Annotated in this window: 25 protein-coding genes; 11 read left to right on the forward strand and 14 right to left on the reverse strand. The window is 61.0% G+C overall.

Going from position 1 to position 25,785, the window contains the following annotated elements:
* Positions 1-46 precede the first annotated feature (46 nt).
* Positions 47-2,851 (reverse strand): DNA polymerase I, encoded by a 2,805-nt coding sequence (gene polA / locus BLU52_RS25350; protein WP_090287947.1) that lies wholly within the window; start codon positions 2,849-2,851, stop codon positions 47-49.
* 74 nt (positions 2,852-2,925) lie between these two features.
* Here polA and BLU52_RS25355 point away from each other — a divergent pair, with 74 nt between their 5' ends.
* Positions 2,926-3,216 (forward strand): DUF2782 domain-containing protein, encoded by a 291-nt coding sequence (locus BLU52_RS25355; protein ID WP_090287949.1) that lies wholly within the window; start codon positions 2,926-2,928, stop codon positions 3,214-3,216.
* Positions 3,217-3,274: 58 nt separating this feature from the next.
* The gene (locus tag BLU52_RS25360; RefSeq protein WP_090287951.1) at positions 3,275-4,228 is read left to right on the forward strand and encodes a homoserine kinase; all 954 of its coding nucleotides are present in this window, start codon (positions 3,275-3,277) and stop codon (positions 4,226-4,228) included.
* Between the two features lie 129 nt (positions 4,229-4,357).
* Here the strand turns inward: BLU52_RS25360 and znuA are convergent, their stop codons facing one another.
* On the reverse strand, positions 4,358-5,278 hold the full coding sequence (znuA, locus tag BLU52_RS25365; protein ID WP_090288691.1) for a zinc ABC transporter substrate-binding protein ZnuA: 921 nt from the start codon (positions 5,276-5,278) through the stop codon (positions 4,358-4,360).
* A 66-nt stretch (positions 5,279-5,344) separates the two neighbouring features.
* Here znuA and BLU52_RS25370 point away from each other — a divergent pair, with 66 nt between their 5' ends.
* From BLU52_RS25370 to BLU52_RS25385, 4 genes are read left to right on the forward strand one after another with little or no spacing between them, the layout of a single operon-like run.
* Entirely contained in the window at positions 5,345-5,827 is a 483-nt protein-coding gene (locus BLU52_RS25370) for a Fur family transcriptional regulator (RefSeq protein ID WP_090287953.1), read from the forward strand.
* The gene (gene znuC, locus BLU52_RS25375) at positions 5,827-6,612 is read left to right on the forward strand and encodes a zinc ABC transporter ATP-binding protein ZnuC (protein ID WP_090287956.1); all 786 of its coding nucleotides are present in this window, start codon (positions 5,827-5,829) and stop codon (positions 6,610-6,612) included. Before BLU52_RS25370 ends, znuC begins: the two co-directional genes overlap by 1 nt.
* Complete coding sequence (znuB, locus tag BLU52_RS25380) at positions 6,605-7,393, forward strand: zinc ABC transporter permease subunit ZnuB (RefSeq protein ID WP_090287957.1); 789 nt, start codon at positions 6,605-6,607, stop codon at positions 7,391-7,393. The genes znuC and znuB overlap by 8 nt, the downstream gene beginning before the upstream one ends.
* Positions 7,394-7,430: 37 nt before the next feature.
* Complete coding sequence (locus BLU52_RS25385; protein WP_090287960.1) at positions 7,431-8,144, forward strand: PA5502 family lipoprotein; 714 nt, start codon at positions 7,431-7,433, stop codon at positions 8,142-8,144.
* 94 nt (positions 8,145-8,238) lie between these two features.
* Here BLU52_RS25385 and katE read toward each other — a convergent pair whose 3' ends face one another.
* Positions 8,239-10,380 carry a catalase HPII gene (katE, locus tag BLU52_RS25390; protein ID WP_090287962.1) on the reverse strand — a complete coding sequence of 714 codons (2,142 nt, stop codon included), beginning with the start codon at positions 10,378-10,380 and terminating at the stop codon, positions 8,239-8,241.
* 262 nt (positions 10,381-10,642) lie between these two features.
* Here katE and BLU52_RS25395 point away from each other — a divergent pair, with 262 nt between their 5' ends.
* The 3 genes from BLU52_RS25395 to BLU52_RS25405 all read left to right on the forward strand — a co-directional run bounded on the left by BLU52_RS25395 (position 10,643) and on the right by BLU52_RS25405 (position 13,202).
* Positions 10,643-11,650, forward strand: a complete 1,008-nt coding sequence (locus BLU52_RS25395) for a methionine ABC transporter ATP-binding protein (protein WP_090287964.1) — start codon at positions 10,643-10,645, stop codon at positions 11,648-11,650.
* 5 nt (positions 11,651-11,655) lie between these two features.
* Positions 11,656-12,366, forward strand: coding sequence for a methionine ABC transporter permease (locus BLU52_RS25400; RefSeq protein WP_197677996.1), 711 nt, complete (start codon positions 11,656-11,658; stop codon positions 12,364-12,366).
* A gap of 65 nt (positions 12,367-12,431) precedes the next feature.
* Positions 12,432-13,202 carry a MetQ/NlpA family ABC transporter substrate-binding protein gene (locus BLU52_RS25405; protein WP_090287966.1) on the forward strand — a complete coding sequence of 257 codons (771 nt, stop codon included), beginning with the start codon at positions 12,432-12,434 and terminating at the stop codon, positions 13,200-13,202.
* A gap of 282 nt (positions 13,203-13,484) precedes the next feature.
* Here the strand turns inward: BLU52_RS25405 and BLU52_RS25410 are convergent, their stop codons facing one another.
* The 5 genes from BLU52_RS25410 to BLU52_RS25430 are packed head-to-tail and all read right to left on the reverse strand — an operon-like array spanning position 13,485 to position 17,393.
* Positions 13,485-14,120 carry an SCO family protein gene (locus BLU52_RS25410; RefSeq protein ID WP_090287968.1) on the reverse strand — a complete coding sequence of 212 codons (636 nt, stop codon included), beginning with the start codon at positions 14,118-14,120 and terminating at the stop codon, positions 13,485-13,487.
* The gene (gene cyoE / locus BLU52_RS25415; RefSeq protein WP_090287970.1) at positions 14,117-15,016 is read right to left on the reverse strand and encodes a heme o synthase; all 900 of its coding nucleotides are present in this window, start codon (positions 15,014-15,016) and stop codon (positions 14,117-14,119) included. Before cyoE ends, BLU52_RS25410 begins: the two co-directional genes overlap by 4 nt.
* Positions 15,004-16,083 carry a COX15/CtaA family protein gene (locus BLU52_RS25420; RefSeq protein WP_090287972.1) on the reverse strand — a complete coding sequence of 360 codons (1,080 nt, stop codon included), beginning with the start codon at positions 16,081-16,083 and terminating at the stop codon, positions 15,004-15,006. Before BLU52_RS25420 ends, cyoE begins: the two co-directional genes overlap by 13 nt.
* A gap of 10 nt (positions 16,084-16,093) precedes the next feature.
* Positions 16,094-16,687: a hypothetical protein gene (locus BLU52_RS25425; protein WP_090287974.1), complete on the reverse strand. Its 594-nt coding sequence runs from the start codon at positions 16,685-16,687 to the stop codon at positions 16,094-16,096.
* A complete protein-coding gene (locus BLU52_RS25430) occupies positions 16,653-17,393 on the reverse strand; it encodes an SURF1 family protein (RefSeq protein WP_090287976.1) in 741 nt (246 codons plus the stop codon). Before BLU52_RS25430 ends, BLU52_RS25425 begins: the two co-directional genes overlap by 35 nt.
* Before the next feature lie 71 nt (positions 17,394-17,464).
* Between BLU52_RS25430 and BLU52_RS25435 the strand changes: the two genes are divergently transcribed.
* Positions 17,465-17,668 (forward strand): twin transmembrane helix small protein, encoded by a 204-nt coding sequence (locus BLU52_RS25435; RefSeq protein ID WP_090287978.1) that lies wholly within the window; start codon positions 17,465-17,467, stop codon positions 17,666-17,668.
* 83 nt (positions 17,669-17,751) lie between these two features.
* On the opposite strand, the gene BLU52_RS25440 is transcribed toward BLU52_RS25435, so the two are convergent.
* From BLU52_RS25440 to coxB, 4 genes are all read right to left on the reverse strand, one after another.
* A complete protein-coding gene (locus BLU52_RS25440) occupies positions 17,752-18,639 on the reverse strand; it encodes a cytochrome c oxidase subunit 3 (protein WP_090287980.1) in 888 nt (295 codons plus the stop codon).
* Between the two features lie 25 nt (positions 18,640-18,664).
* Positions 18,665-19,216, reverse strand: coding sequence for a cytochrome c oxidase assembly protein (locus BLU52_RS25445; protein WP_039757111.1), 552 nt, complete (start codon positions 19,214-19,216; stop codon positions 18,665-18,667).
* A 78-nt stretch (positions 19,217-19,294) separates the two neighbouring features.
* Positions 19,295-20,881: a cytochrome c oxidase subunit I gene (ctaD, locus tag BLU52_RS25450; RefSeq protein ID WP_016772327.1), complete on the reverse strand. Its 1,587-nt coding sequence runs from the start codon at positions 20,879-20,881 to the stop codon at positions 19,295-19,297.
* 82 nt (positions 20,882-20,963) lie between these two features.
* Positions 20,964-22,091 (reverse strand): cytochrome c oxidase subunit II, encoded by a 1,128-nt coding sequence (gene coxB / locus BLU52_RS25455; RefSeq protein WP_090287983.1) that lies wholly within the window; start codon positions 22,089-22,091, stop codon positions 20,964-20,966.
* Between the two features lie 370 nt (positions 22,092-22,461).
* On the opposite strand from coxB, the gene BLU52_RS25460 reads away from it, so the two are divergent.
* Positions 22,462-23,112: a hypothetical protein gene (locus BLU52_RS25460; protein WP_090287986.1), complete on the forward strand. Its 651-nt coding sequence runs from the start codon at positions 22,462-22,464 to the stop codon at positions 23,110-23,112.
* Between the two features lie 130 nt (positions 23,113-23,242).
* On the opposite strand, the gene BLU52_RS25465 is transcribed toward BLU52_RS25460, so the two are convergent.
* On the reverse strand, positions 23,243-24,769 hold the full coding sequence (locus BLU52_RS25465) for a SulP family inorganic anion transporter (RefSeq protein ID WP_090287988.1): 1,527 nt from the start codon (positions 24,767-24,769) through the stop codon (positions 23,243-23,245).
* A 90-nt stretch (positions 24,770-24,859) separates the two neighbouring features.
* Positions 24,860-25,588 carry a carbonic anhydrase gene (locus BLU52_RS25470; protein ID WP_090287990.1) on the reverse strand — a complete coding sequence of 243 codons (729 nt, stop codon included), beginning with the start codon at positions 25,586-25,588 and terminating at the stop codon, positions 24,860-24,862.
* Positions 25,589-25,785 lie beyond the last annotated feature (197 nt).

The raw sequence follows: 25,785 nt of genomic DNA on the forward strand, positions 1-25,785 counted from the left end.
TTTTCAACGGGTTTGCCGCGACCTCTGTCGCGGCAAGACACGCGCCTCAGTGCGCCTCATCCCAGTTATTGCCCACACCGACTTCAACCAGCAACGGCACATCCAGTGTCGCCGCTTCGCTCATGTGCTGACGAATCTCGGCGCTGACCTGCTCGACCAGATCCTCACGCACCTCCAGCACCAGTTCGTCGTGCACCTGCAGGATGACCCGGGCATCGAGCCCGGACGTCGTCAGCCAGTTGTCCACCGCGACCATGGCTTTCTTGATGATGTCGGCGGCGGTGCCTTGCATCGGCGCGTTGATCGCCGTGCGCTCGGCGGCGGCGCGTTCCTGCGGCTTGTTGGAGTTGATCTCCGGAAGGTACAGGCGACGGCCGAAGAAAGTCTCGACGTAACCCTGATCCGCCGCCTGCGCGCGGGTGCGCTCCATGTACTCGCGAACCCCCGGATAACGGGCGAAATACGTGTCGATGTAGGCCTTGGCGGTCTTCGTGTCGACGCCGATGTCCTTGCCCAGTTTTTGCGCGCCCATGCCGTAGATCAGACCAAAGTTGATCGCCTTGGCGCTGCGACGCTGGTCGGAACTCACCTCCTGCAGCTCGACCTTGAACACTTCGGCAGCGGTGGCGGTGTGCACGTCCAGGTTGTTGCGGAAGGCGTTCATCAGGCCCTCGTCGCGCGACAGGTGCGCCATGATCCGCAGTTCGATCTGCGAATAGTCCGCCGCCAGCAGTTTGTAGCCTTTCGGCGCCACAAAGGCCTGGCGGATGCGTCGGCCTTCAGCGGTGCGCACGGGGATGTTCTGCAGGTTCGGATCGCTGGAAGACAGGCGACCGGTCGATGCCACGGCTTGATGGTACGAGGTGTGGATGCGCCCGGTACGCGGGTTGATCTGCTCCGGCAGGCGATCGGTGTAGGTGCTTTTCAGCTTGCTCATCGAACGGTGCTCCATCAGCACCTTTGGCAAGCGGTGATCGTCCTCGGCGAGTTTCGCCAGCACTTCTTCGGCGGTGGACGGCTGGCCTTTGGCAGTCTTCTTCAGCACCGGCAGGCCGAGCTTTTCGTAGAGGATCACGCCCAGCTGTTTCGGCGAACCGAGATTGAATTCTTCACCGGCGATTTCGAACGCTTCGCGCTCCAGCGCGACCATCTTGTTGCCCAGCTCGATGCTCTGGATACCCAGCAGTTCGGCGTCGACGAAGGCGCCCTGACGCTCGATGCGCGCCAGCACCGGGACCAGCGGCATTTCGATATCGGTCAGTACGCTGGCGAGACTCGGAATCGCATTGAGTTTTTCCACCAACGCCTGATGCAGGCGCAGGGTGATGTCGGCGTCTTCGGCTGCGTACGGCCCGGCCTGTTCCAGCGCGATCTGGTCGAATGTCAGCTGCTTGGCGCCTTTGCCGGCAATGTCCTGAAAGCTCACAGTGGTGTGGTCCAGATATTTCAGCGCGAGGCTGTCCATGTCGTGACGGGTCGCGGTGGAGTTGAGCACGTAGGACTCGAGCATGGTGTCGTAGGCAATCCCGCGCACACTGATGCCTTCGTTCTGATCACCACCGATGGCGCAGTTGGCGAGGATGTTCATGTCGAACTTGGCGTGCTGGCCGACTTTCAGCTTGTCTGGATCTTCAAGAATCGGTTTCAGCGCGCGCAACACGCTGTCGCGATCCAGTTGCTCCGGCACGCCGATGTAGGAGTGGGTCAGCGGGATATAGGCGGCTTCGTTGGCCTGTACGGCAAACGACAGGCCGACCAGTTGCGCCTGCTGCGCGTCGATGCCGGTGGTTTCGGTGTCGAAGGCGAACAGCTTGGCGTTGCGCAGTTTTTCCAGCCAGACGTCAAAGCGTGCCTGATCGAGGATGGTTTCGTACGCGGCCTCAGCAGGCGCAGCGGCTGGCTCGGCGAGTGGCGCGCTGAACAGATCATGCGCGGGCGCCGGTTCGGCCGCCGCGCTCAGTTCCAGGCGCTTGGCGTCGCGATCGAGATCGTTGAGCCAGCTCTTGAATTCCAGCAGGGTATACAGCTCGTACAGCTTGGCTGGGTCTTCCGGGCCCATCTGCAGATCGTCGAGGCCGATATCCAGCGGCACGTCGATCTTGATGGTCGCCAGTTGGTAGGAGAGGAATGCCATCTCCTTGTGCTCTTCGAGCTTGGCCGGCAGGGTCTTGGCGCCGCGAATCGGCAGGCTCGGGACGATGTCGAGGTTGGCGTACAGCTCAGTGAGGCCGCCATTGACCCCAACCAACAGGCCGGACGCGGTTTTCGGGCCGATGCCGGGAACGCCCGGAATGTTGTCGGACGAATCGCCCATCAGTGCCAGATAATCGATGATCTGCTCTGGTGCGACGCCGAATTTCTCCTTCACGCCCTCCACATCCATCGAGCTACCGGACATGGTGTTGACCAAGGTAATGTGGCCGTCGACCAACTGCGCCATGTCCTTGTCGCCGGTCGAGATGATCACCGGGCGATCCGCCGCCGCGCTGCTGCGGGCGAGGGTGCCGATGACGTCGTCGGCCTCGACGCCGTCCACGCACAGCAGCGGGAAACCGAGGGCGATCACGCTCTGGTGCAGCGGCTCGATCTGCACGCGCATGTCGTCGGGCATGCTTGGGCGGTTGGCTTTGTATTCGGCGTACATCTCATCGCGAAATGTCCCGCCCTTGGCGTCGAACACCACGGCGAACGGGCTGTCCGGGTACTGCTTGCGCAGACTCTTGAGCATGTTCAACACGCCCTTGACCGCACCGGTCGGCAGGCCTTTGGACGTGGTCAGTGGTGGCAGCGCGTGGAAAGCGCGGTACAGGTAAGAAGAACCGTCCACCAGGACGAGGGGGGCTTGGCTCATGAGCAGGATCAACCTTTTCGGCGGGTCCGGGGCTAGAATAGCGGGACCGTTGACGACAAAGGGACAAGGTTATCATGCGTACGTTAAATCGCTTGCTGCTGGTCGGTCTGATTGCTGTCTCACCGTTGGCCGCGATGGCGGCGGATGATGCGCCGGGGGGAGACCCTGAGGTCACCATCCGTACGGACGGCGACAAGACCATTCAGGAATACAGCCGGAATGGCTTCGTCTATGCGATCAAGGTCACACCCAAGAAAGGCAAACCGTATTTCCTGGTGCGCGCCGATGGTTCGGACGCCAATTACATCCGGTCTGACCAGCCGGATATGCTGATTCCGTCGTGGGAAATCTTTACCTGGAAGTAAGATTCCCGACTTTTAATCGGCGTCGCCTCGCGACGCCTGAACTGAGCAGTTTTTAACCATGTCTGTGTTCACGCCCCTGGCTCGGCCCGAGCTGGAAACCTTTCTCGCCCCTTACGGGCTCGGCCGTCTGCTCGATTTCCAGGGGATCGCCGCCGGCAGCGAAAACACCAATTTTTTCATCAGCCTGGAGCAGGGCGAATTTGTCCTGACCCTGGTCGAGCGCGGGCCGGTGCAGGAGATGCCGTTTTTCATCGACCTGCTCGATGTGCTGCACCAAGCCGATCTGCCGGTGCCCTATGCGCTGCGCACCACGGATGGCGTGGCCTTGCGCGAGTTGAAAGGCAAACCGGCGCTGTTGCAACCGCGTCTGGCCGGCAAGCACATCAAGGTCGCCAATGCCCAGCATTGCGCGCAGGTCGGCGAATTGCAGGCACATCTGCACCTGGCGACTCAGGGCGAGCGCATGATCAAGCGCAAGACCGATCGTGGTCTGGACTGGATGCTGGAGGAGGGTGGCGAGTTCCTGTCGCACCTGAGCGGTGAACCGCAAGCCTTGCTGCAAAAGGCTCTGGATGAAATCACCGTGCAGAAGGAGCGGATTCTGGCGTTGCCTCGGGCGAACATTCACGCCGATCTGTTTCGCGATAACGCCATGTTCGAAGGCACTCACCTGACCGGGCTGATCGACTTCTACAACGCCTGTTCGGGGCCGATGCTCTATGACGTGGCGATTGCCTTGAATGACTGGTGTTCGAGCGAAGACGGCGTGCTCGACGGGCCGCGCGCCCGCGCATTCCTCGGCGCCTATGCGGCGCTGCGTCCGTTCACCGCGGCGGAGGCCGAGTTGTGGCCGACGATGCTGCGCGTCGCGTGTGTGCGGTTCTGGCTGTCACGCTTGATCGCCGCCGAGCAGTTTGCCGGGCAGGATGTGTTGATTCACGATCCGCAGGAATTCGAGCAGCGGTTGGCGCAGCGGCAGCAGGTCAACACACCGTTACCCTTCGCCCTTTAAAAGCTTCGCGAGCAGGGTTTCGATGATTCCTGTGGGAGCGAGCCTGCTCGCGAAGGCGGCACATTCAACATCCCGGTTGACTGAAACAGCGCTTTCGCGAGCAGGCTCGCTCTCAAAGGGGCTGGGTTATCACAACGATTCCAGGCACCCGGCCAGATCATTCCCCAACTTCTCCAGCATCTGCTCATAACCCTGAGCCGTCGCCGGCGTGTAACCCCCCAGCGCATCCAGCTCCGCCAGCTTCACCGGCAGGCCGGCGACCAACGTCTCCGCCAGACGCGGACGCAGCGGGGGTTCGCTGAACACACAGGTCTTGCCGACTTCCTGCAAACGCGTGCGCATCGCCGCGACATGCTGGGCGCCTGGCTGCACTTCAGCCGCTACCGCGAACACCCCGGCGTGCTTCAGGCCATAGGTGTCTTCGAAATAATCAAACGCCTCGTGGAACACGAAGTACGGCTTGCCTTCGACATTGGCCAGACGCTTCTTCAAGCGTTGATCCAAGGCATCCAGACGCTCATCGAATGCCTTGGCATTGCGCTGATAACGCTCGGCATTGGCCGGGTCGGCAGCGCTCAGGTCGGCGGCCATTTTGTCGGCGATCATCCGTGCATTCACCGGCGACAGCCACAAGTGGGCATCCAGCGAGCCGGGGCGATGGTCGTGATCATGGTCGTCGGTTTCTTCGGCGTGGGAATGGTTGTCTTCGGCGAAATGCCGCAGTTTCAGCCCAGGCAGATCCTGCACCGCGACGCTTGGCAGCTTGCGGCCATTGAGTACGCGGGGCAGGAAACCTTCCATGTCCGGGCCGATCCAGTACAGCAGATCGACCGATTGCACCTTCCGTACGTCGGATGGGCGCAGCGCATAGTTATGCGGCGAGGCGCCCGGCGGCAGCAGTACTTCGGGAACCGCTACGCCGTCCTGCACGGCTGCGGCAATCAGCTGCAACGGCTTGATGCTGGTGAGCACTTTGACCTCGGCCTGAGCCGAACCGATCAGCAGGAAACTGGCGATAAAAGCCACAAAAACAGAAAAAATTCGGGACACGATGACCACTCAAGGAGGCGAGAACGGGTAACATAATAACGTCTCTATCAAAACTCGTCGCCGCCCATGCCTATTACACCGATCGCCAGCCGTCCCCACGACCACTCACATTGCGTGCACAGCGCGCTGTCCGAGGCCGATACCCTGTGCGCCCAGAAAGGCCTGCGCCTGACTGCCCTGCGCCGCCGGGTGCTGGAGCTGGTCTGGCAGAGCCACAAGCCGCTGGGCGCGTACGACATTCTTGCCGTGCTCAGCGAGCAGGACGGCCGTCGCGCAGCGCCGCCGACCGTTTATCGGGCGCTGGATTTCCTCTTGGAAAACGGTCTGGTGCACCGCATCTCCTCGCTCAACGCCTTCGTCGGCTGCGTCCACCCGGAGCACGCGCATCAGGGCCAGTTCCTGATCTGCCGGGTGTGCCACGCCGCCATCGAGCTTGAACAAAAAGTGATCAGCGACGCGATCATCAACAGCGCCAGAGATGTTGGCTTCATCGTTGAAGCGCAGACCGTCGAAGTGGTCGGCCTGTGCTCCGGTTGTCAGGGGGCTTGATGAGCAACGCGCTGATCCGTCTGGAACAGATCGCCGTCACATTTGCCGGGCAGACCGTGCTGGACAATATCGAATTGAGCGTCGAGCCGGGGCAGATCGTCACCCTGATCGGGCCCAACGGCGCCGGCAAGACCACGCTGGTGCGCGCCGTGCTCGGCTTGCTCAAACCGGACAGCGGCAGCGTCTGGCGCAAGCCGAAACTGCGCGTTGGCTACATGCCGCAGAAACTGCATGTCGATCCAACCCTGCCGCTCTCGGTGTTGCGCTTTCTGCGTCTGGTGCCGGGGGTTGATCGTCCGCGAGCGTTGGCCGCATTGAAGGAAGTCGGCGCCGAGCATGTGATCGACAGCCCGGTGCAAAGCGTTTCCGGCGGTGAAATGCAGCGCGTATTGCTCGCTCGGGCATTACTGCGTGAGCCGGAACTGCTGGTGCTCGACGAACCGGTGCAAGGCGTCGACGTCGCCGGGCAGGCCGAGCTGTACAGCCTGATCACCCGCCTGCGCGACCGCCATGGCTGCGGTGTGTTGATGGTTTCCCACGATCTGCATCTGGTCATGAGCACCACCGATCAGGTGGTTTGCCTCAATCGTCACGTCTGCTGCTCCGGGCATCCCGAGCAGGTCAGCGGCGACCCGGCGTTCGTTGAACTGTTCGGCAAGAACGCGCCGAGCCTGGCGATCTATCACCACCATCACGACCACGCCCACGACCTGCACGGTTCGGTGGTCAAAGGCCCGGTTGCCGGGCAACCCCATGTTCACGGAGACCACTGCAAGCATGGCTGATTTTTTGTTGTATGCCCTGCTTGCAGGTCTGGCATTGGCGTTGGTGGCAGGGCCGTTGGGTTCGTTCGTGGTGTGGCGGCGCATGGCTTATTTCGGCGACACCCTGTCCCACGCCGCGTTGCTCGGCGTGGCCCTGGGCTTTTTGCTGGATGTCAGCCCGACGGTGGCGGTGACGGTCGGTTGCCTGCTGCTGGCGGTGTTGCTGGTGACCTTGCAGCAGCGCCAGCCGCTGGCCTCCGACACGTTGTTGGGAATTCTTGCGCCGAGCACCCTCTCTCTCGGCCTGGTGGTACTAAGCTTCATGCATGAAGTGCGGATCGACCTGATGGCCTATCTGTTCGGCGACCTGCTGGCGATCAGCCCGACCGATCTGGCGTGGATTCTCGGCGGCACGGCGGCGGTGCTGGTGTTGCTGGTGACGCTGTGGCGGCCCTTGCTGGCGGTTACCGTGCACGAAGAGCTGGCGCGGGTCGAAGGACTGCCGGTGGCCGGCCTGCGCATGGCACTCATGCTGTTGATCGCGGTAGTGATCGCAGTGGCGATGAAAATCGTCGGGGTGTTGCTGATTACTTCGCTGCTGATCATCCCGGCGGCTGCGGCACAGCGTCACGCCCGCTCGCCTGAGCAGATGGCGCTGGGCGCGAGCCTGCTGGGCATGCTCGCGGTGTGTGGCGGGCTGGCGCTGTCGTGGTTCAAGGACACCCCGGCGGGGCCGTCAATCGTTGTGACGGCCGCCGCACTGTTTCTGCTGAGTTTTGTTCTGCCCCGTCGAGGGGTGTAGACTTGCTCGCTTTTTGCGCAATTAGAGAGTCGCAGGAATGAAGCCGTTCGCCTCCCGTTATCTGCTCCTTGTCGCATTTTCCGTGCTGCTGGGCGCCTGCCAAAGTACGCCGCCGGTGGCTGAAGTCCCCGACGCGCGGGCTACGGCCATCGCACAGCTGGAGCAAAGCCTGGCCAGCAGCGAACTGGCCACCGCCGAAGACCAGTTGGCCGCTTTGCAGGCCGCAGCCCCCAACGATCAGTCCCTTGAGCAATACCAGCGGCAACTGGCCGAGGCGTACCTGCGCCGCAGTCAGATCGTGCTGCAGAAGGGCGATGTCAACGCCGCAGCCACCGCGTTAAGCCGCGCCCGTGTGCTGATGCCCAAGGCGCCAGCGCTGACCGGTGGCGTCAACGGCGCCATCACCGAAGCGCGCAAGGCCGAGCTGGAAAAGGCCGAGGCTGCATTACTCGCCGCCGAAGCCCGGCCGAAAGCCAGGGTGATCGACCCGACCGCCGAAAGCACCACGGTTGCGCTGAACATCCATGATATCCACAAGCTTCAGCGGCAACTCGACGCGATCGCCGCCGATGTCGTGAATTACGAATGTGCCGTCAGCATCCAGGCGCCGCGCACGGCGGATTATCCGTGGCTCGCGACGTTGCTGAGCAAGCGGGTTAAAAAGCTCAATCCGGATCTTGATCTGCAGATCGAGAAGCAGATTGTGCGCACGGTGCCGGCGCAGATGGTTTTAAGCCCGCGCAAGCCATAAAAAGCATCGCGGGCAAGCCCGCTCCCACAAGGACAATATGACCCTGTGGGAGCGGGCTTGCCCGCGATGGCGTTGTTACTGTCAGCGAAGATTTTTAGGCTGGAATCGCCTTGGCCTTAGGCTCCCGCGCCCAAACCCGATGCTCGCCAATCGCAGCGAAGAACGGCTTGGTCAACGCAGCCACATCCGCGCCCTGCAACAACCCGGCATCCGCCTCCAGTTTGAGCAAATCCTGCAACTGCTTGGCGTCGCCGTGCAGCGCAATCGCCTTCAGGTGTTTGTAGGCCTCAAGCAGGTAATGCAACGCCACGCCGTCAGCGCTCAGTGCCTTGATCGACGCCGCGCCACCCGGCACGAACACCGCGTCGAAGGCGATTGATGGCATGCCTTCCATCGACGCATCCACCGGCAATGCCTTGCCGTCCGCGGTTTTTACCGGCGCCGAAGTCGGGCCGAGCACTTTGGCGTGCGCGCCTTCGGCTTTCAGCGCTTTTTTCATCGCGTCGATGGCTGCGGCGTCTACGCCATTGGCCGCAAGGATCGCCACTTTGCGCGTCTTGATATCACCCGGCAGCAGGTTGGCCTGGCTCAGCGCTGGCGAGCGTTCCAGTGAGGTCTTGCGAACCTCGACGGTGCCTTGGGTTGGCGCTGGCAAACCGAGGTTTTCCGCGACGCGCTTCGCTAGCGTCAGGTCGATATTGGCGAGAATTTCGTTCACTTCCCGTGCGCGGATGAACTCGCGCTCGACCTTGCCCAGCTCGAAGCTGTAGGCCGCGATGATGTGCTCCTTCTCGTGGTCGCTCATGCTGTTGAAGAACAGCCGCGCCTGGGAGAAGTGGTCACCGAACGATTCGCTGCGCTGACGGATCTTGGCGGCGTCGATGCGCTCTGGATAGCTCTCGAAACCACCGTCCTGCGCGGCCGGCGGGGTTTCTTTCGGCCAGCCGCCATCGATCGAGTTCGGCTCATAGGAGGCGCGGCCTTTGTCGATGGTGGTGCGATGCTGCGCGTCACGCTGGCCGTTGTGGAACGGCGCGACCGGGCGGTTGATCGGCAACTCATGAAAATTCGGCCCGCCGAGTCGGCTGATCTGCGTATCGGTGTAGGAAAACAGCCGGCCTTGCAGCAGCGGGTCGTTAGAGAAGTCGATGCCTGGCACGATATGGCCCGGGCAAAACGCGACCTGTTCCACTTCGGCGAAGAAGTTGTCCGGGTTGCGGTTTAGGGTCATTTTGCCCAGCGGCGTGATCGGTACGATTTCTTCGGGGATGATCTTGGTCGGGTCGAGAATGTCGAAATCGAAGGCGTGTTCGTTTTCCTCCTCCACGATCTGCACGCCGAGCTCCCATTCCGGGTAGTCGCCCATTTCGATCGACTCCCACAGGTCCCGACGGTGGTAGTCGGTGTCTTTACCAGCCAGCTTCTGCGCCTCGTCCCACACCAGCGAGCAGGTGCCGGCAGTCGGGCGCCAGTGGAATTTGACGAAGCGCGATTTGCCCTCGGCGTTGATCAGGCGGAAGGTGTGCACGCCGAAGCCCTGCATGCTGCGCAGGCTTTTCGGGATGGCGCGATCGGACATCGCCCAGATCACCATGTGCGCCGATTCCGGCACCAGCGAGACGAAGTCCCAGAAGGTGTCGTGAGCCGAGCCGCCGGTAGGAATTTCATTGTGCGGTTCGGGTTTCACCGCGTGGACGAAGTCGGGAAACTTGATCGCGTCCTGAATGAAGAACACCGGCATGTTGTTGCCGACCAGGTCGAAGTTGCCTTCGTCGGTGAAAAACTTCACCGCAAACCCTCGTACGTCACGCACGGTATCGCCGGAACCGCGCGGGCCCTGTACCGTGGAAAAGCGCACGAACACGGGGGTTTTCTTCCCCGGATCCTGCAGGAAACCAGCTTTGGTCAGTGCCGCGTGGTTCTCGTAGCTCTGGAAGAAGCCATGGGCCCCGGTGCCACGGGCGTGAACAATGCGTTCTGGAATGCGCTCATGGTCGAAGTGCGTGATTTTCTCACGCATGATGAAGTCTTCCAGCAGCGACGGCCCGCGTGGCCCGGCTTTTAGAGTGTTCTGGTTATCGGCGATCTTCACGCCCTGATTGGTGCGCAGGGCCTGACCGGTGGCGTCGGAACGGAATTCTTCCAGGCTCTCGAGCTTGGCGTTGGTGTTGGCGCGATCCGGGGTATCGGTCCCGGCCAGTTCGCTTTTAGCGGGTGCAGGCTTTTTGATGCTCATCAGACGTAAACTCCTCGTTTGGCCCCGGATGCCTTCCGCAGACCCTTGAGTGATTCCCGGGCACGGCACCCAGGGTTTCAAGTCGCTTACTTAGTGACTGGCGAGCGTTTCAGCCGTTCCGTTTATCTGACCTTTGATCGTGTTATTGCCAAATCGAAGGTTAATTGCGAAATAAATGCTAAGAACCTCTATACGGACAGGCTAAAATGCGCGCCCGGCTAACCGCTGATCCTTTTCCAACGCGCCCCACAAGGTTCGCTACGTGATCGAGTTTCAAAACGTGCACAAGACTTACCGCGTCGCCGGTAAGGACATCCCCGCGCTGCACCCAACCAGTCTCACCATCGAGAACGGTCAGGTGTTCGGCCTGATTGGCCATTCCGGTGCGGGAAAAAGTACCCTGCTGCGTCTGATCAATCGCCTGGAAGATTCCAGCGGCGGCAAGATCATTGTCGACGGCGAAGAAGTCACCGCGCTGGACGCCAACGGCCTGCGCCGTTTCCGCCAGCAAGTCGGAATGATCTTCCAGCACTTCAACCTGCTGGCGTCGAAGACGGTCGCGGATAACGTCGCGTTGCCGCTGACCCTGGCCGGCGAACTGTCGGGCAGCGACATCGACAAACGCGTCGCCGAATTGCTCGCGCGGGTTGGTCTGTCCGATCACGCGAAGAAATACCCGGCACAATTGTCCGGCGGCCAGAAACAGCGCGTCGGCATCGCCCGCGCCCTGGCGACCAAGCCGAAGATTCTGCTGTGCGACGAGGCCACCAGCGCCCTCGACCCGCAGACCACCGCCTCGGTTTTGCAACTGCTGGCCGAGATCAACCGCGAACTGAAGCTGACCATCGTCCTGATCACCCACGAGATGGACGTGATCCGTCGCGTCTGCGATCAGGTGGCGGTGATGGACGCCGGGGTCATCGTCGAGCAAGGTTCGGTGGCCGATGTGTTCCTGCATCCGCAGCACCCGACGACCAAGCGTTTCGTTCAGGAAAGCGAGCAGATCGACGAAAGCGAGCAGCGCGACGATTTCGCCCACGTGCCGGGCCGGATCGTGCGTCTGACCTTTCAGGGCGAAGCGACCTACGCGCCGTTGCTCGGTACTGTCGCCCGGGAAACCGGCGTTGACTACAGCATCCTCGCCGGCCGCATCGACCGCATCAAAGACATTCCGTACGGGCAATTGACCCTCGCCGTCACCGGTGGCGACATGGAAGCGGCCTTTGCCCGCTTCACCGCCGCTGACGTTCACATGGAGGTATTGCGCTAATGGAAATGTTTGACGCTGCAATCAAGCAATACGACGCCGCGATAGAAGCCATCAAGCTGTTCTTCCAGAACATCGACTGGCTCGAAATCGGCCTCGCCACCAACGACACTTTGCTGATGCTCGGCGGCTCGCTGTTGTTTACGGTTCTGCTCGGTCTGCCACTGGGCGTGCTGCTGTTTCTCTGCAGCCCGCGTCAGTTGCTGGAGAACCGAGTCCTCTACGCGATCCTGTCGGTTATGGTGAACATCCTGCGTTCGCTGCCGTTCATTATTCTGCTGATCGTGATGATCCCGTTCACCGTGCTGATCACTGGCACGTCGTTGGGCGTGGCCGGTGCGATTCCGCCACTGGTGGTCGGTGCCACGCCGTTCTTCGCGCGGCTGGTGGAAACCGCGCTGCGTGAGGTTGATCGCGGCATCATCGAAGCGACCCAGTCGATGGGCGCGACCACGCGGCAGATCATCATCAATGCCCTGCTGCCGGAAGCACGTCCAGGCATCTTCGCGGCGATTACGGTGACAGCGATTACACTGGTGTCCTACACGGCGATGGCCGGTGTGGTCGGCGCCGGTGGGCTGGGTGACCTGGCGATCCGTTTTGGTTACCAGCGTTTCCAGACCGACGTGATGATCGTCACTGTGGTGCTGTTGCTGATTCTGGTGCAGGTGTTGCAGATGGTCGGCGATCGACTGGTCGTGCATTTCTCGCGCAAATAAGCGGTTTTTAATCAAGAGAGGCGCGGGCCATTCGCTGGCGAGCGCCATCACAAGGAGTTCGCTGAATGAAAAAACTGATCGCTGCTTTTGCTGCCGTTGCAGCATTCTCGGCGCAAGCCGAAACCCTGACCGTTGCCGCCACCCCGGTGCCGCACGCGGAAATCCTCGAGTTCGTCAAACCGGCGCTGGCCAAGGAAGGCGTGGATCTGAAGGTCAAGGTATTCACTGACTACATTCAGCCAAACGTGCAGGTGGCGGAAAAGCGTCTGGACGCGAACTTCTTCCAGCACCAGCCGTACCTCGATGAGTTCAACAAGGCCAAGGGCACCAGCCTCGTTGCCGTGACCGGTGTGCATCTGGAGCCGCTGGGTGCCTACTCGAGCAAATACAAGAAAATCGAAGAGCTGCCGGGCGGCGCCAACGTGGTGATTCCGAACGATGCCACCAACGGCGGCCGCGCGCTGTTGTTGCTGGCCAAGGCCGGCGTGATCACTTTGAAGGATCCGACCAACATTCTGTCGACCATCAAAGACATCGCCGAAAACCCCAAAGACCTGAAATTCCGTGAACTGGAAGCCGCGACCATCCCGCGTGTGCTGACTCAGGTCGATCTCGCGCTGATCAACACCAATTACGCGCTGGAAGCCAAGCTCGATCCGTCCAAGGATGCGCTGGTGATCGAAGGCAACGACTCGCCGTACGTGAACATCCTCGTCTCCCGCGCGGACAACAAGGACGGCGACGCGATGAAGAAACTGGCGGCTGCGCTGCACAGTCCGGAGGTGAAGCAGTTCATCACCGAGAAGTACAAGGGCGCGGTGCTGCCGGCGTTTTGATTTCGGTTGCTGCAATAAAAAAGGGGACGCCATGAGCGTCCTCTTTTTTTGTGTTTGGTGTTTCGCTTTGGAACTGTTTTGAATTCAACCCTCACCCCCGCCCTCTCCCGCAGGGAGAGGGAGCCGACCGAGGTGTCTTGCGTCATACATCGACCTGGAAGATCGGGTCGATTATGGATTCAGCACGGGCTTTACAGGTCAGCATAACTCCTGAATATCCCCCAATCAGTCCCCTCTCCCTTTGGGAGAGGGTTAGGGTGAGGGGCTTTTGATCCTGGGCGATTAATTGCCGTTGAGCATCACCGGCAACTGCGCAACCAGCTTGGCATTGTTCAACGGCGCCCGGATAAACCCGCGCTGCTTGCCGTCCGGGCCGATCACCGCCAGGTTGCCGCTGTGATCCACCGTGTAATTGGGCTTGCTGGTGTCGGCCGGAATAAACGGAATGCTCACCGCATTGGCAACCTTCTGCAGCTCCTCGATCGATGCCGGCGTCAGGCCAATGAACTGCGGATCGAAATACCCCAGGTACTGCTTCAACTGTTTTGGCGTATCGCGGTTCGGGTCAACGCTGACCAGCACGATCTGCAGCTTGTCCACCGCATCCTTGGGCAATTCGCTCTTGATCTGGCGCAGTTGCGCAAGCGTGGTCGGGCAGATGTCCGGGCAGAAGGTGTAGCCGAAAAACAACAGGCTCCATTTGCCCTGCAGTTCATTGATGGCCAGCGGTTTGCCGTCCTGATCGGTCATGGTCACATCCGGCAGGGTGCGGCTTTGCGGCAGCAGAATGATTCCGGCGTCGATCAGCGCGGTCGGGTCGCCCTGGCCTTTGCCGCTCAGCACCTTGTTGACGGTCAGGCCCAGGATCAGCGCGATCACGGCGACGAGGATGAAAACGGTTTTCTGGGTTCGGGTCATAGGTTCAACAGTAAGTAGTGGTCTACGAGCAGGGCGATGAACAACAGGAACAAGTACCAAATAGAGTACTTGAAGGTGTTGATCGCCGCGTGCGGCCGAGTGCCACGGTACAGCACCACGGCCCATTGCAGAAACCTCGCGCCCAACGCCAGCGCACAGACCAGATACAGCACGCCGCTCATGTGAATCACGTACGGCAACAGACTCACCGCCAGCAGCGCGAAGGTGTACAGCAGAATGTGCACTTTGGTGTAGTGCTCCCCGTGCGTCACCGGCAGCATTGGAATGTCGGCCTTGGCGTATTCCTCTTTGCGGTGGATGGCCAGCGCCCAGAAATGCGGCGGCGTCCAGGCGAAGATGATCAACACCAGCAGCAGCGGTTCGGCGCTGACGTGACCGGTGGCGGCGGTCCAGCCGAGCAATGGCGGTGCGGCGCCGGCGAGGCCGCCGATGACGATATTTTGCGGCGTCGCGCGTTTGAGGAAACCGGTGTAAACCACCGCGTAACCAAGCAACGAGGCGAGGGTCAGCCACGCCGTCAGCGGGTTGGTGAAGGCCAGCAACAAGGCCTGACCGAGCAGCGCCAGCACCAGCGCAAACGTCAGCGCTGCCACAGGCGAAACCCGGCCCTCTGCCAATGGGCGCTTGTGCGTACGCGCCATCACCGCATCGATGCGCCGGTCCACGACATGATTGACCGCCGCCGCGCCGCCCGCGCACAGCGCGATACCGAGATTGCCAAACACCAGCACCGTCCACGGCACGCCCGCGCGGGTGGCGAGGAACATGCCGACCAGCGAGGTGATCAGCATCAGCACCACGACTTTCGGCTTGGTCAGCTCCAGATAATCGCGCCACAGCGCTTGCGTCGGACGTTCGCCGATCAGACTCGCCATGGCGTTCCTCCTTTCAGTGCAATGGGCGCGACGGCGTGTTTACGCGGGCTGAGGTGCCAGCGTGCGAGCGCCGGTCGGGTGACCCGGACGAGGCGGGTGCGTGCGTGATAATTGACCAGCACCATGCTCAGCAACAGCGCCGCGCCACCGATGTTGTGCGCGACCGCGACTGCCAGCGGCAGATGGAACAGCACGTTGCTGATACCGAGGCTGATTTGCGCGGCGAGGGCCACCAGCACCAGCCCGGCCAGACGCGTCATGCCCACTACTTTCAACTGCCAGGCCAGCCCGAGCAGCACGACCGTCACCAGCAGCGCGCCGATGCGATGGGTCAGGTGAATCGCGGTGCGCGCATCACTGTCGAGTTGCCCGCCGAGGTAGTTCGGCCCGATGTGCTGGGTCAGGTGAAAGCCATTGGCGAAATCCGCCGGCGGCAGCCATTGCCCATGGCAGGTCGGGAAGTCGATGCACGCCACCGCGGCGTAGTTGGAGCTGACCCAGCCGCCGAGAGCAATCTGCCCGATGACCAGCAACAACCCGGCCGTGGCCCAATATTGCAAACGCCTGGGCACGGTCAGCGCCGGCAGTACGCCGGACAAGCGCAGCGTCAGCAGAAACAGCAGGCTCAAGGTCGCGAAGCCGCCGAGCAAATGCCCGGTGACCACCTGCGGCCAGAGCTTGAGCGTCACCGTCCACATGCCGAACGCCGCTTGCGCAAACACCACCGCCAGCAGAAACAGCGGCAGCTTCAACGGCAGCCCCGGATGGCGGCGATTGACCCAGGCGCGGCCGGCCAAAACGGCAATCAGCAAACCGAGGGTGCCGGCGAAATAACGGTGAATCATCTCGTTCCAGCCCTTGTGCGCTTCCACCGGCGAGTCCGGGTAATGCAGTTCGGCATGGGCCAGTTGCGCCTCGCTTTTCGGCACGCTGATAAACCCGTAGCAACCCGGCCAGTCGGGGCAGCCGAGGCCGGCGTGAGTCAGGCGCGTGTAGGCGCCAAGCAGCACGACAATCAGCGCCAGCAGGGTGGCAAACAGCGCGAGGCGAAATCCAGGTTTGGCCATGACGATGCCCTTATCCGATGTTGGACAGTTTCAGCAGATGCCGCAGGTCGTTGAGCAGATCCTTGCCTTTCACGTTCGGCTCGTAGCGCAGCACCAGATTGCCGTGCGGGTCGATGATCCACAGTTGTGGCGTGGCTTTATCGCCGGTGGTCTTGCTGAAGGCGGCAGCGTCCAGCGGATAGCGCTGCAGTTGCGGATACTCGCGTGTGAGCTTGGCCTCGTAGTCAGCGCTCAGCGGTTGCGCCGCGGCGAGGGCATGGCTGGCGCGCCCGGCTTCGCGACCGAGACCGATCTGGATCTGCCGCGCCAGATACACCAGTTGCTGGCAATCCACCGCACACGCGGTTGGCGCGGTCACCAGCAATTGCCAGCGCTCCTCGTCCGCCTGCACGCCGAGGTCGGCTCGGGTCTGGCCGTTGCCGATCAGTTCGCCGTGATAGCTGCGGCCCTCGGGTACCCAGAACTGCAATTTGTACATGCCGGTGGCGAGGATCATCGGCCCGACCACGCCGAGCACAATCAACAGCAGCTGGATGCGTCCGCGACGGCGGCTGACGGCAGGTTTGGCTTCAGACATGCTGGGTGGATTCATGGCCGTTCCCATGGTGCTTCTCCTTTGCGTTGTGCAAGCCCAAATAAACGTAGAGACCGAGCAGGGCGGTCGCCATGGCGAACCACTGCACGGCATAGCCGAGGTGTTTTTCCGGGCCCATCGCGACTACCGGCCAATCGGTCTGATAGCTGGCCGGGCCGGGTTCGGCGCGCACTTCATAGGCGAAACCGTCGCGCTCAAGGGCTTGCCAGAGCTTGCCCGGCTCGACGGCGGTGACGGTTTGCGGCCAGGTGCGGCTGACCGGATCGGCATGCAATTGGAACGTCGCGCCGGGGGCGACGTAGACCCAGGCGTCGAGCGTCAGCGCATCAGTAGGCGTGGAGAACTGCGGCGCGACACGGCGATCCGGCCACGGCAGCCAGCCGCGATTGACCAGCAGCCACAACCCGCTGCGCTGATCCTGAAACGGTTGCAGCAACTCGACGCCAACCTTGCCGCCACGCTGGCGGTTATCGAGCAACAAGCTGTGCGCGGCATCGAATTGGCCGTGCAGACGCACGCGGCGATAAGCCGGATCGGCGCTGGTTGCGAGTTCGCTGCTGGCCATCGGTTCGGCCGCACGGCGCTCGGCATAGCTGGCCAGCAGCGCGGTTTTCTCCGCGCCGCGGCCCAGTTGCCAAAAGCCCAGCGCGATCATCAGCGGCAGCAACAACGCGACCACTACGGTCGGTATCACCCCCGGCCGGAAGCGCTTCATGGCCGCGCCACAAAGTCAGTCGTCGCGCTCGCTATACTCAACTGCATCGCCTGTCCCCCGGAGTTCTTCCCATGCTCAAAGCAGCGATCGTCCTGATGCTGATTGCCACGGTGATCAGCCTGTTCAGCGGCCTGTTTTTCCTGGTCAAGGACGACAGCAGCTCCAATCGCCTGGTCATCGCCTTGAGTGTTCGGGTGGCCTTGGCCGCCGTCACCGTCGGCCTGATCGCCTGGGGTTTCTACAGCGGCCAACTGGTATCCCACGTGCCGTGGTAGCTGCTAGCTTCAAGCGGCAAGCTACAAGTTAAGAGCCATCCCGCTTTGACTTGAGGCTTGCAGCTAGCAACTTGCAGCTGCTGTCAAAGCACATAGACGAAGAAGAACAAGCCGATCCACACCACGTCGACGAAGTGCCAATACCAGCTTGCGGCTTCGAAGCCGAACTGGTGCTCGTTGTCGAAATGGCCCTTCATGATCCGCATCAGCATCACGAACAGGATGATCGTGCCGATGGTCACGTGGGCGCCGTGGAACCCGGTGAGCATGAAGAACGTCGCACCGTAGATGCCCGAACCGAGGGTAAGTCCCAGCTCCTTGTAGGCGTGGATGTATTCCTCGGCCTGGAAGCCAAGGAACGCAATGCCCAGCAGCACAGTGATCGCCAGCCACAGTTTCAGCGCGCCGCGATGGCCCTTCTTCAAGGCGTGGTGGGCGATGGTGATGGTCACGCTGGAGCTGACCAGCAGAATGGTGTTGATCAGCGGCAGGCCCCATGGGCTGATGACATCCTTGGGCGGCGGAAAAAGCTTCGGGTCCGGGTTGTTCAACAGTGGCCAGACGTACTCGAAATTCGGCCAGAGCATCTCCGACAAACCCTTGCTGCCTTCGCCGGCCAGACCGGGCGCGGAAACCACGCGGATATAAAAAAGCGCGCCGAAAAAGGCGACAAAGAACATCACCTCGGAAAAGATGAACCAGCTCATGCCCCAGCGGAACGAGCGATCCAGCTGTGGGCTGTAGAGACCCGCGCGGCTTTCCTTGATCACCGCGCCGAACCAGCCGAACAACATGTACGCCAGCAACAGCCCGCCGACGAAAAAGATCAGCGGGCCGTGGGAATCCGGGCGCGCTGCCTTCAGATCGTTGAACCAGGTAGCCAGGCCGTACACGGTGACGAACATCCCGAGCGTGGCGATGATCGGCCATTTGCTCTGGGCCGGGACGTAATAGTGCTCATGAGTTGCCATTTATTGTTCTCCTTATCGGCCACGCTCAGCCGCCGGTATTAACAGCCACCGGTGGATGTCGGGCGGTGATATCGAACAGCGTGTAGGACAGCGTCAGGTGCTTCACTTCCTTGGGCATGTCGCGGTCAACGATGAAACGCACCGGCATCTCGATTTGTTCACCGGGCTGCAGCACCTGCTGGGTAAAGCAAAAGCATTCGGTCTTGTGAAAAAACGCCGCCGCGTTGCTCGGCGCGATGCTCGGCACCGCTTGCGCACTCATCGGCTTGTCGGTGGGGTTGCGCGCAATGAACACCATCTCGTTGACCGCACCGGGGTTGGCGGTCAGTTCGTCATGCTTGGGATAGAAATCCCATGGCATGTCGGCGGTGTTGGTCGAGAGAAACTGCACGCGCACCTGGCGCGAAGTGTCGACCACTTGCTCGCCCTCGTACTGCCCGCCGGTCTTGCCGTTGATGCCGAAGGCCTTGCACATCACGTCGTAGATCGGCACCAGGGCAAAACCGAAGACGAACATTGCCACCACCACCAGCAGCAGGCGGGTGACCAGTTTTTTCAGCGAGATCGAGTCAGCCATGGTGTTTGACCTCTGCCGAGAACCCTGTGGGAGCTGGCAAGCCAGCTCCCACAGAGATTTTCACAAGGCTGAAGGTTTTCATTTCACTTCCGGCGGCGTGGTAAAGGTGTGATACGGCGCCGGCGACGGCACGCTCCACTCCAGGCCTTCGGCGCCATCCCACGGTTTGGCCGGGGCCGGTGCGCCGCCACGAATGGTCTTGATGACGATGAACAGGAAGAAAATCTGCGTGGCGCCGAACATGAACGCGCCGATCGACGAGACCATGTTGAAGTCGGCGAACTGCAGGTTGTAATCCGGAATCCGTCGCGGCATGCCTGCCAGCCCGACGAAGTGCATCGGGAAGAAAGTCAGGTTCATACCGACGAACGACAGCCAGAAATGCAGCTTGCCGAGGGTTTCGTCGTACATGTGCCCGGTCCATTTCGGCAGCCAGTAATAGGCCGAAGCGAAGATGCCGAAGATCGCCCCCGGCACCAGTACGTAGTGGAAGTGCGCAACGACGAAGTAGGTGTCCTGGTACTGGAAGTCCGCCGGAGCGATCGCCAGCATCAGCCCGGAGAAACCGCCGATGGAGAACAGAATCACGAACGCCACCGCGAAGAGCATCGGCGTCTCGAAGGTCATCGAGCCCTGCCACATGGTGCTGGCCCAGTTGAACACCTTCACCCCCGTCGGTACGGCGATCAGCATGGTCGCGTACATGAAGAACAATTCGCCCACCAGCGGAATGCCGACCACAAACATGTGGTGCGCCCAGACGATGAACGACAGGAAGGCGATGCTCGCCGTCGCGTAAACCATCGAGGTGTAACCGAACAGCGGTTTGCGCGCGAAGGTCGGGATGATCTGGCTGACCGCGCCGAAGGCCGGCAGGATCATGATGTACACCTCGGGGTGGCCGAAGAACCAGAACACATGCTGGAACAGCACCGGGTCACCACCGCCGGCAGCGCTGAAGAAACTGGTGCCGAAGTGGATGTCCATCAGCATCATCGTCACGCACCCGGCCAGCACCGGCATCACTGCGATCAGCAGGAACGCGGTGATCAGCCAGGTCCAGACGAACAGCGGCATTTTCATCAGGGTCATGCCGGGGGCGCGCAAGTTGAGAATGGTCGCGACCACGTTGATCGCGCCCATGATCGAGCTGATGCCCATCAGGTGAATGGCGAAGATGAAGAACGTCACGCTTTCCGGCGCATAGGTTGTCGACAGCGGCGCATAAAAGGTCCAGCCGAAATTCGGCCCGCCGCCCGGGGTGAACAGCGTCGAAACCAGCAGCAAAAACGCCGCCGGCAGCAGCCAGAAGCTGAAGTTGTTCATCCGTGGCAGGGCCATGTCCGGCGCGCCGACCATCAGCGGAATCATCCAGTTGGCGAGGCCGACGAACGCCGGCATCACCGCACCGAACACCATGACCAGACCGTGCATGGTGGTCATCTGGTTGAAGAATTCCGGCTGAACGATCTGCAAACCGGGCTGGAACAGCTCGGCGCGAATCACCATGGCGAACGAGCCGCCGAGCAGGAACATGCAGAACGCGAACCACAGGTACAGCGTGCCGATGTCCTTGTGGTTGGTGGTCAGCACCCAGCGCATCAGGCCTTTGGCGGGGCCGTGGGCGTGGTCGGCGTGACCGTGGTCATCGATGACAGCGCTCATGGCCGGTCTCCTTCAGGCGAGTGGACTGGGTTTGCCGGGGCACGCGGCCCCGAGCGATTGACGAAGTACGCAATAGACCGGCTCATTGGCTTTCCGCCTGTTTCAGCTCCAGCACTTCCTTGGGCGTGACCATGTCGCCCTTGTTGTTGCCCCAGGCGTTACGTTCATAGGTCACGACCGCAGCGATATCGACTTCCGACAGTTGCTTGCCGAACGCCGCCATGGCGGTACCGGGTTTGCCGTGGAAGACAATGCCCAGGTGATCCTTGATCGGTCCGGTGGCGATTTTCGAGCCCTTGAGCGCCGGGAACATCGGCGGCAGGCCCTGGCCTTCGGCCTGGTGACAAGCCACGCAAGTGGTGTGGTAGACCTTGTCGCCGCGCTCCTTGAGCTCGTCGAGGGTCCATTCCTTGCTGGTCAGTTCTTTGAGCTGCGCCGCTTCGGCCTTGCGCTCGGCGAGCCATTTTTCGTAGTCGGCCTGCTCCTTGACCTCGACCACGATCGGCATGAAGCCATGGTCCTTGCCGCACAACTCGGCGCACTGGCCACGGTACAGGCCGGGCTTGTCGATACGGGTCCAGGCTTCGTTGACGAAACCGGGGATCGCATCGCGCTTGACCGCGAACGCCGGCACCCACCATGAGTGAATAACGTCGGCGGAGGTGACGAGGAAGCGCACCTTGGCGCCGATCGGCAGCACCAATGGCTTGTCGACCTCGAGCAAGTAGTGCTCGCCTTTGGCTTCCTTGTTGTGGATCTGCTCGGCGGGGGTGGCCAGGTTGCTGAAGAACTCGACGTCCTGACCCAGATATTTGTAGTGCCACTTCCACTGATAACCGGTGACCTGGATATCGATATCCGGCTCACTGGTGTCGTACATCTTGATCAGTGTTGCGGTGGCGGGGACGGCCATGGCCACCAGAATCAGCAGCGGCACAATGGTCCACATGATTTCGACGCCGGTGCTTTCGTGGAATTTTGCGGCGACCTGTCCGGTGGAGCGGCGGTGCACCATCATCGACCAGAACATGGCGCCGAAGACGATGATCCCGATCACCACACAGATCCAGAAAATGGTCATGTGCAGGTCGAATACTGCGTGACTGATTTCAGTCGCTCCAGGCGCCATATTCACCGTCCAGGCCGCATTGGCCTGGCTGAATATCGACCACAACAGGAGGCCCATCCAGACATGTGGATGTCGCATCATTGCGGGTTCCCCTTATCGTTCTTGTTATCCCCCAGGCGTAACGCCTGCGGCAAGGGAGCGGCTGCATCAGACTACGAACTTGAATCGCCGGGCCTTGCTGCGGGTGCAGTCGGGCGTCATCAGCTAACTCCATTCATTGGCGAGTATAGACAGCGTCGGGAAATTGCAACCCGAGCACGTAAATCATCTGAAACAGCCTGCGCTTGCGTTCAAGGGCACGAATGGAGAAGGATGCAGGCGAGTGGTGGCGAATGGATATAACGCAGCTGCATCAAGGATGAAATAATTATGACAAATGCGTCTTAGCGTTTTTCGTAAGCCAGCTAAGTTATGTCTTCCCTATTTCATTGCCTTGTTTCCTGGAGTTTTCATGAACACCGCCGCATTGCGCGAGCAGATCCAAAAAGCCCAACAACACGAAAAGGATACCGGCCTGCTGACCCGTCAGCTGGAAAGCAAGCTGCCTCACCTGCACCCGGCTATCCAGTTGCCGGAAGCCGACGCCAACGGCGTGCTGACGCGTTTTGTCGCCGCCTACATCGATGAAGTACCTGATCTGCTGGATGCAGCCAATGAAGTCGCCAGGGAAGCGGGAATCGAATCGCAGATCAAACCGGTGCTGAAAATCGCCGAGCAGTATTTCCTCCAGCCGCCGGCCATCATGGCCGGGCATGTCGGCCTGGACAGCCTGCTCGACGAAGCCTATCTGGCGCACCGTTTTGTCGAAGAGGTCAACGACCTGTACATCAAGCATTTCGGCCAGCCATTGATCCCCCTGGACATGACGGTCGCCAATCTGATTGCTCACCAATTGATCGGTGAGGAATTTGCCAACCAACTGGACGAAGCGGTACACCACGCGATTGATGAAATGCTCAACGACGAGAGTTTTGCCCTGGAGTCGGTAGAAGCCTACCGCGACAAACTCAGCAGCCCGGACACCGGCGCTGCATGGAAATGCTGGCCGTGCATGAGCCGGCGCTTGGGTGTGGGGCTGGAGCTGGATCAGCCGGCTGCCTGAATCAAACACAATCCCAATGTAGGAGTGAGCCTGCTCGCGATGACGATGGAACATTCAACATCTTTGTTGATTGATCCGCCGCCATCGCGAGCAGGCTCACTCCTGCCGGGGTTGAGTTCAACCCGGAGATTTAACCGGCTGCACCAATCCCGGTATTGGTCCGAACCCTGCCTTCAAGCCTACGCTTCAATCCTCGCGACTCGATCAACAGCTTCGACCCTTTTGCCGCATTCGCCCGGCCCCATTCCTCGAGCAGTTCCAGACACGAGTGGTCGATATAACTCAGGTTATTCAGCGGCACATGAACGGTCGTGCCGTGGGGAATGGTGTTCAGCACCTGGGTCAGCGCCGGCACTTTGAGGAACGTCGCCGCGCCGATCAGGCGCAACTCCATCTCGCCGTCCTGTGGCAGATCGATCAGGCTGATTTTCAGGCGCGAGGCCTTGAACGCCAGTTTCAGCAACGTCAGGCCGAAACCGATCAGCACGCCGGTCAACAAGTCGGTAAAGATGATCGCCAGCGCCGTCGCGGCGTAGGTGAACATCGGCATCCTTCCGTAGCGACCCAAGCGGCGAAATGCCTTGAGGTCGACCAGTTTGAACCCGGTGTACACCAGCACGCCGGCCAGACTGGCTACCGGGATGCTCTGCAGCACACTCGACAGCAACAGCACGAACGCCAGCAGCCACAGGCCATGAAAGATGGTCGAGTAGCGCGTGGTCGCACCGGCCTGCACGTTGGCCGAACTGCGCACGATCACACCGGTCATCGGCAATGCACCGACCAGTCCGCAGAGCATGTTGCCGACACCTTGCGCCGACAATTCGCGGTCGAAATCCGAGCGCACGCCGCTGTGCATGCGATCCACCGCGGCGGCGGACAACAGGGTTTCGGCGCTGGCAATAAACGCCACGGCGAACGCGGCAATCAACAGCGTCGGGTCGGCAAGACTCATCAAGTCGGCAGGCTTGAGCCAGTCGATGGCTTCGGCCAGATTCGCCGGCACTTCCACACGCTTGACCTGCAAGGCCAGCAGCAGACTCGCGGCCGTCGCCAGACCTACACCCAGCAGCGCACCGGGAACGAAACGCAGCGAATGCGGGCGGAATTTTTCCCATAGCCACATCACCGCAATCGTCGCCAGCCCGAGCAGACCCGCCTGCCAGCCAAACGACGGCAAGGCCTGCGCCACCGCCGCCGGGAATGCCGTGAGGTTATCCAGCCCTGACGGTTGCGGCTTGGCATCGAGCATCACGTGCACCTGCGACAGCACAATCAGCACGCCAATTCCCGCCAGCATGCCGTAGACCACCGCTGGCGCCGTGACGCGAAACCAGCAACCGAGCTTCAGGCGCCCGGCGACCAGTTGCAGAAAACCGGCCAGCAACAGAATCGGCCCGAGCATCTCGATACCATGCTGGCGCACCAGTTCGAACACCAACACCGCCAGCCCCGCCGCCGGCCCGCTGACCTGCAACGGCGAACCCGCCAACCAACCGACTACCAGGCCACCGATGATTCCGGTGATCAGACCTTTGGCCGGCGGTAACCCTGAGGCAATCGCAATACCCATGCACAGCGGCAGGGCGACCAGAAACACAACCACGGAAGCGAGCAGCTCCCGGGGCAACACCGCTTTCAATTGAGCCGCACGCATGGCGATTCTCCCGAAGTTTTCTTCAGGCATGGCGAGGCCGGGCCGCTGAATCAGCGGCCGGCGTCAAACCACACAGATGTTTAGGAAGAGTTAGAAGCGCGCTTTGGGCGTCGCGACCGGTATCGGATGGTTGCCATCAAGCGGCAGGAAACGACCCTGATCTGCGTCGTAAGCTTTGATTTCGCTGGTTTCGATGTTGTAGACCCAGCCATGGATGAACAGATGACCGTTCGCCATGCGCGAGGCTACCGAAGGATGGGTACGCAAGTGCTGCAGCTGGGCGATGACGTTTTCCTCGGTGAGGATCGGCATGCTTTCTTTTTCGTCGGTGCAGTGGCAGTTGTCGTGCACCATGGTTTTCGCCACTTCAGCGTGGCGCAGCCAGGCTTTGACCGTCGGCATTTTTTCCAGACTGTCCGGGTTCAGTACCGCACGCATGGCGCCGCAATCGGAGTGGCCGCAGATGATGATGTGCTGCACGCCAAGCGCCAGCACCGCATATTCGATCGCGGTGGAAACGCCGCCGTTCATCTGCCCGTAGGGTGGCACGACGTTGCCGACGTTACGGGTCACGAACAGATCGCCGGGCGAACTCTGGGTGATCAGCTCGGGAACGATGCGCGAGTCAGCGCAGGTGATGAACATCGCTTTGGGCGCCTGGGCCGTAGCGAGTTTCTTGAACAGTTCTTCCTGCTGGGGAAAAACTTCATGATGAAAGCGTAGAAAGCCATCAACGATCTGTCGCAGTGCTGCATCGGCGGATTCCGCTTCAGGGCTTTGCGCCGAGGCAGCCAACGACTGTTTATCCTTGTCACTCATGATTCATCCTCTTTGGCGGATTCAGGGAGTCTTCCCCCGGTATTCCGGTATGAAGCCAGTGGCTGTTTAAACCATCCGGGTCATCCCGACCCGTCAGTCACTCGATGAACAAGGTAGCTGCCGAAACTTAACTCAAACTGAATCAAACGCTCTAGAACGTGTGTTCCAGGTCACAGAAACGTGACCGGGAATTTCGG

This window comes from Pseudomonas granadensis, from assembly GCF_900105485.1.
Lineage (GTDB): Bacteria > Pseudomonadota > Gammaproteobacteria > Pseudomonadales > Pseudomonadaceae > Aquipseudomonas > Aquipseudomonas granadensis.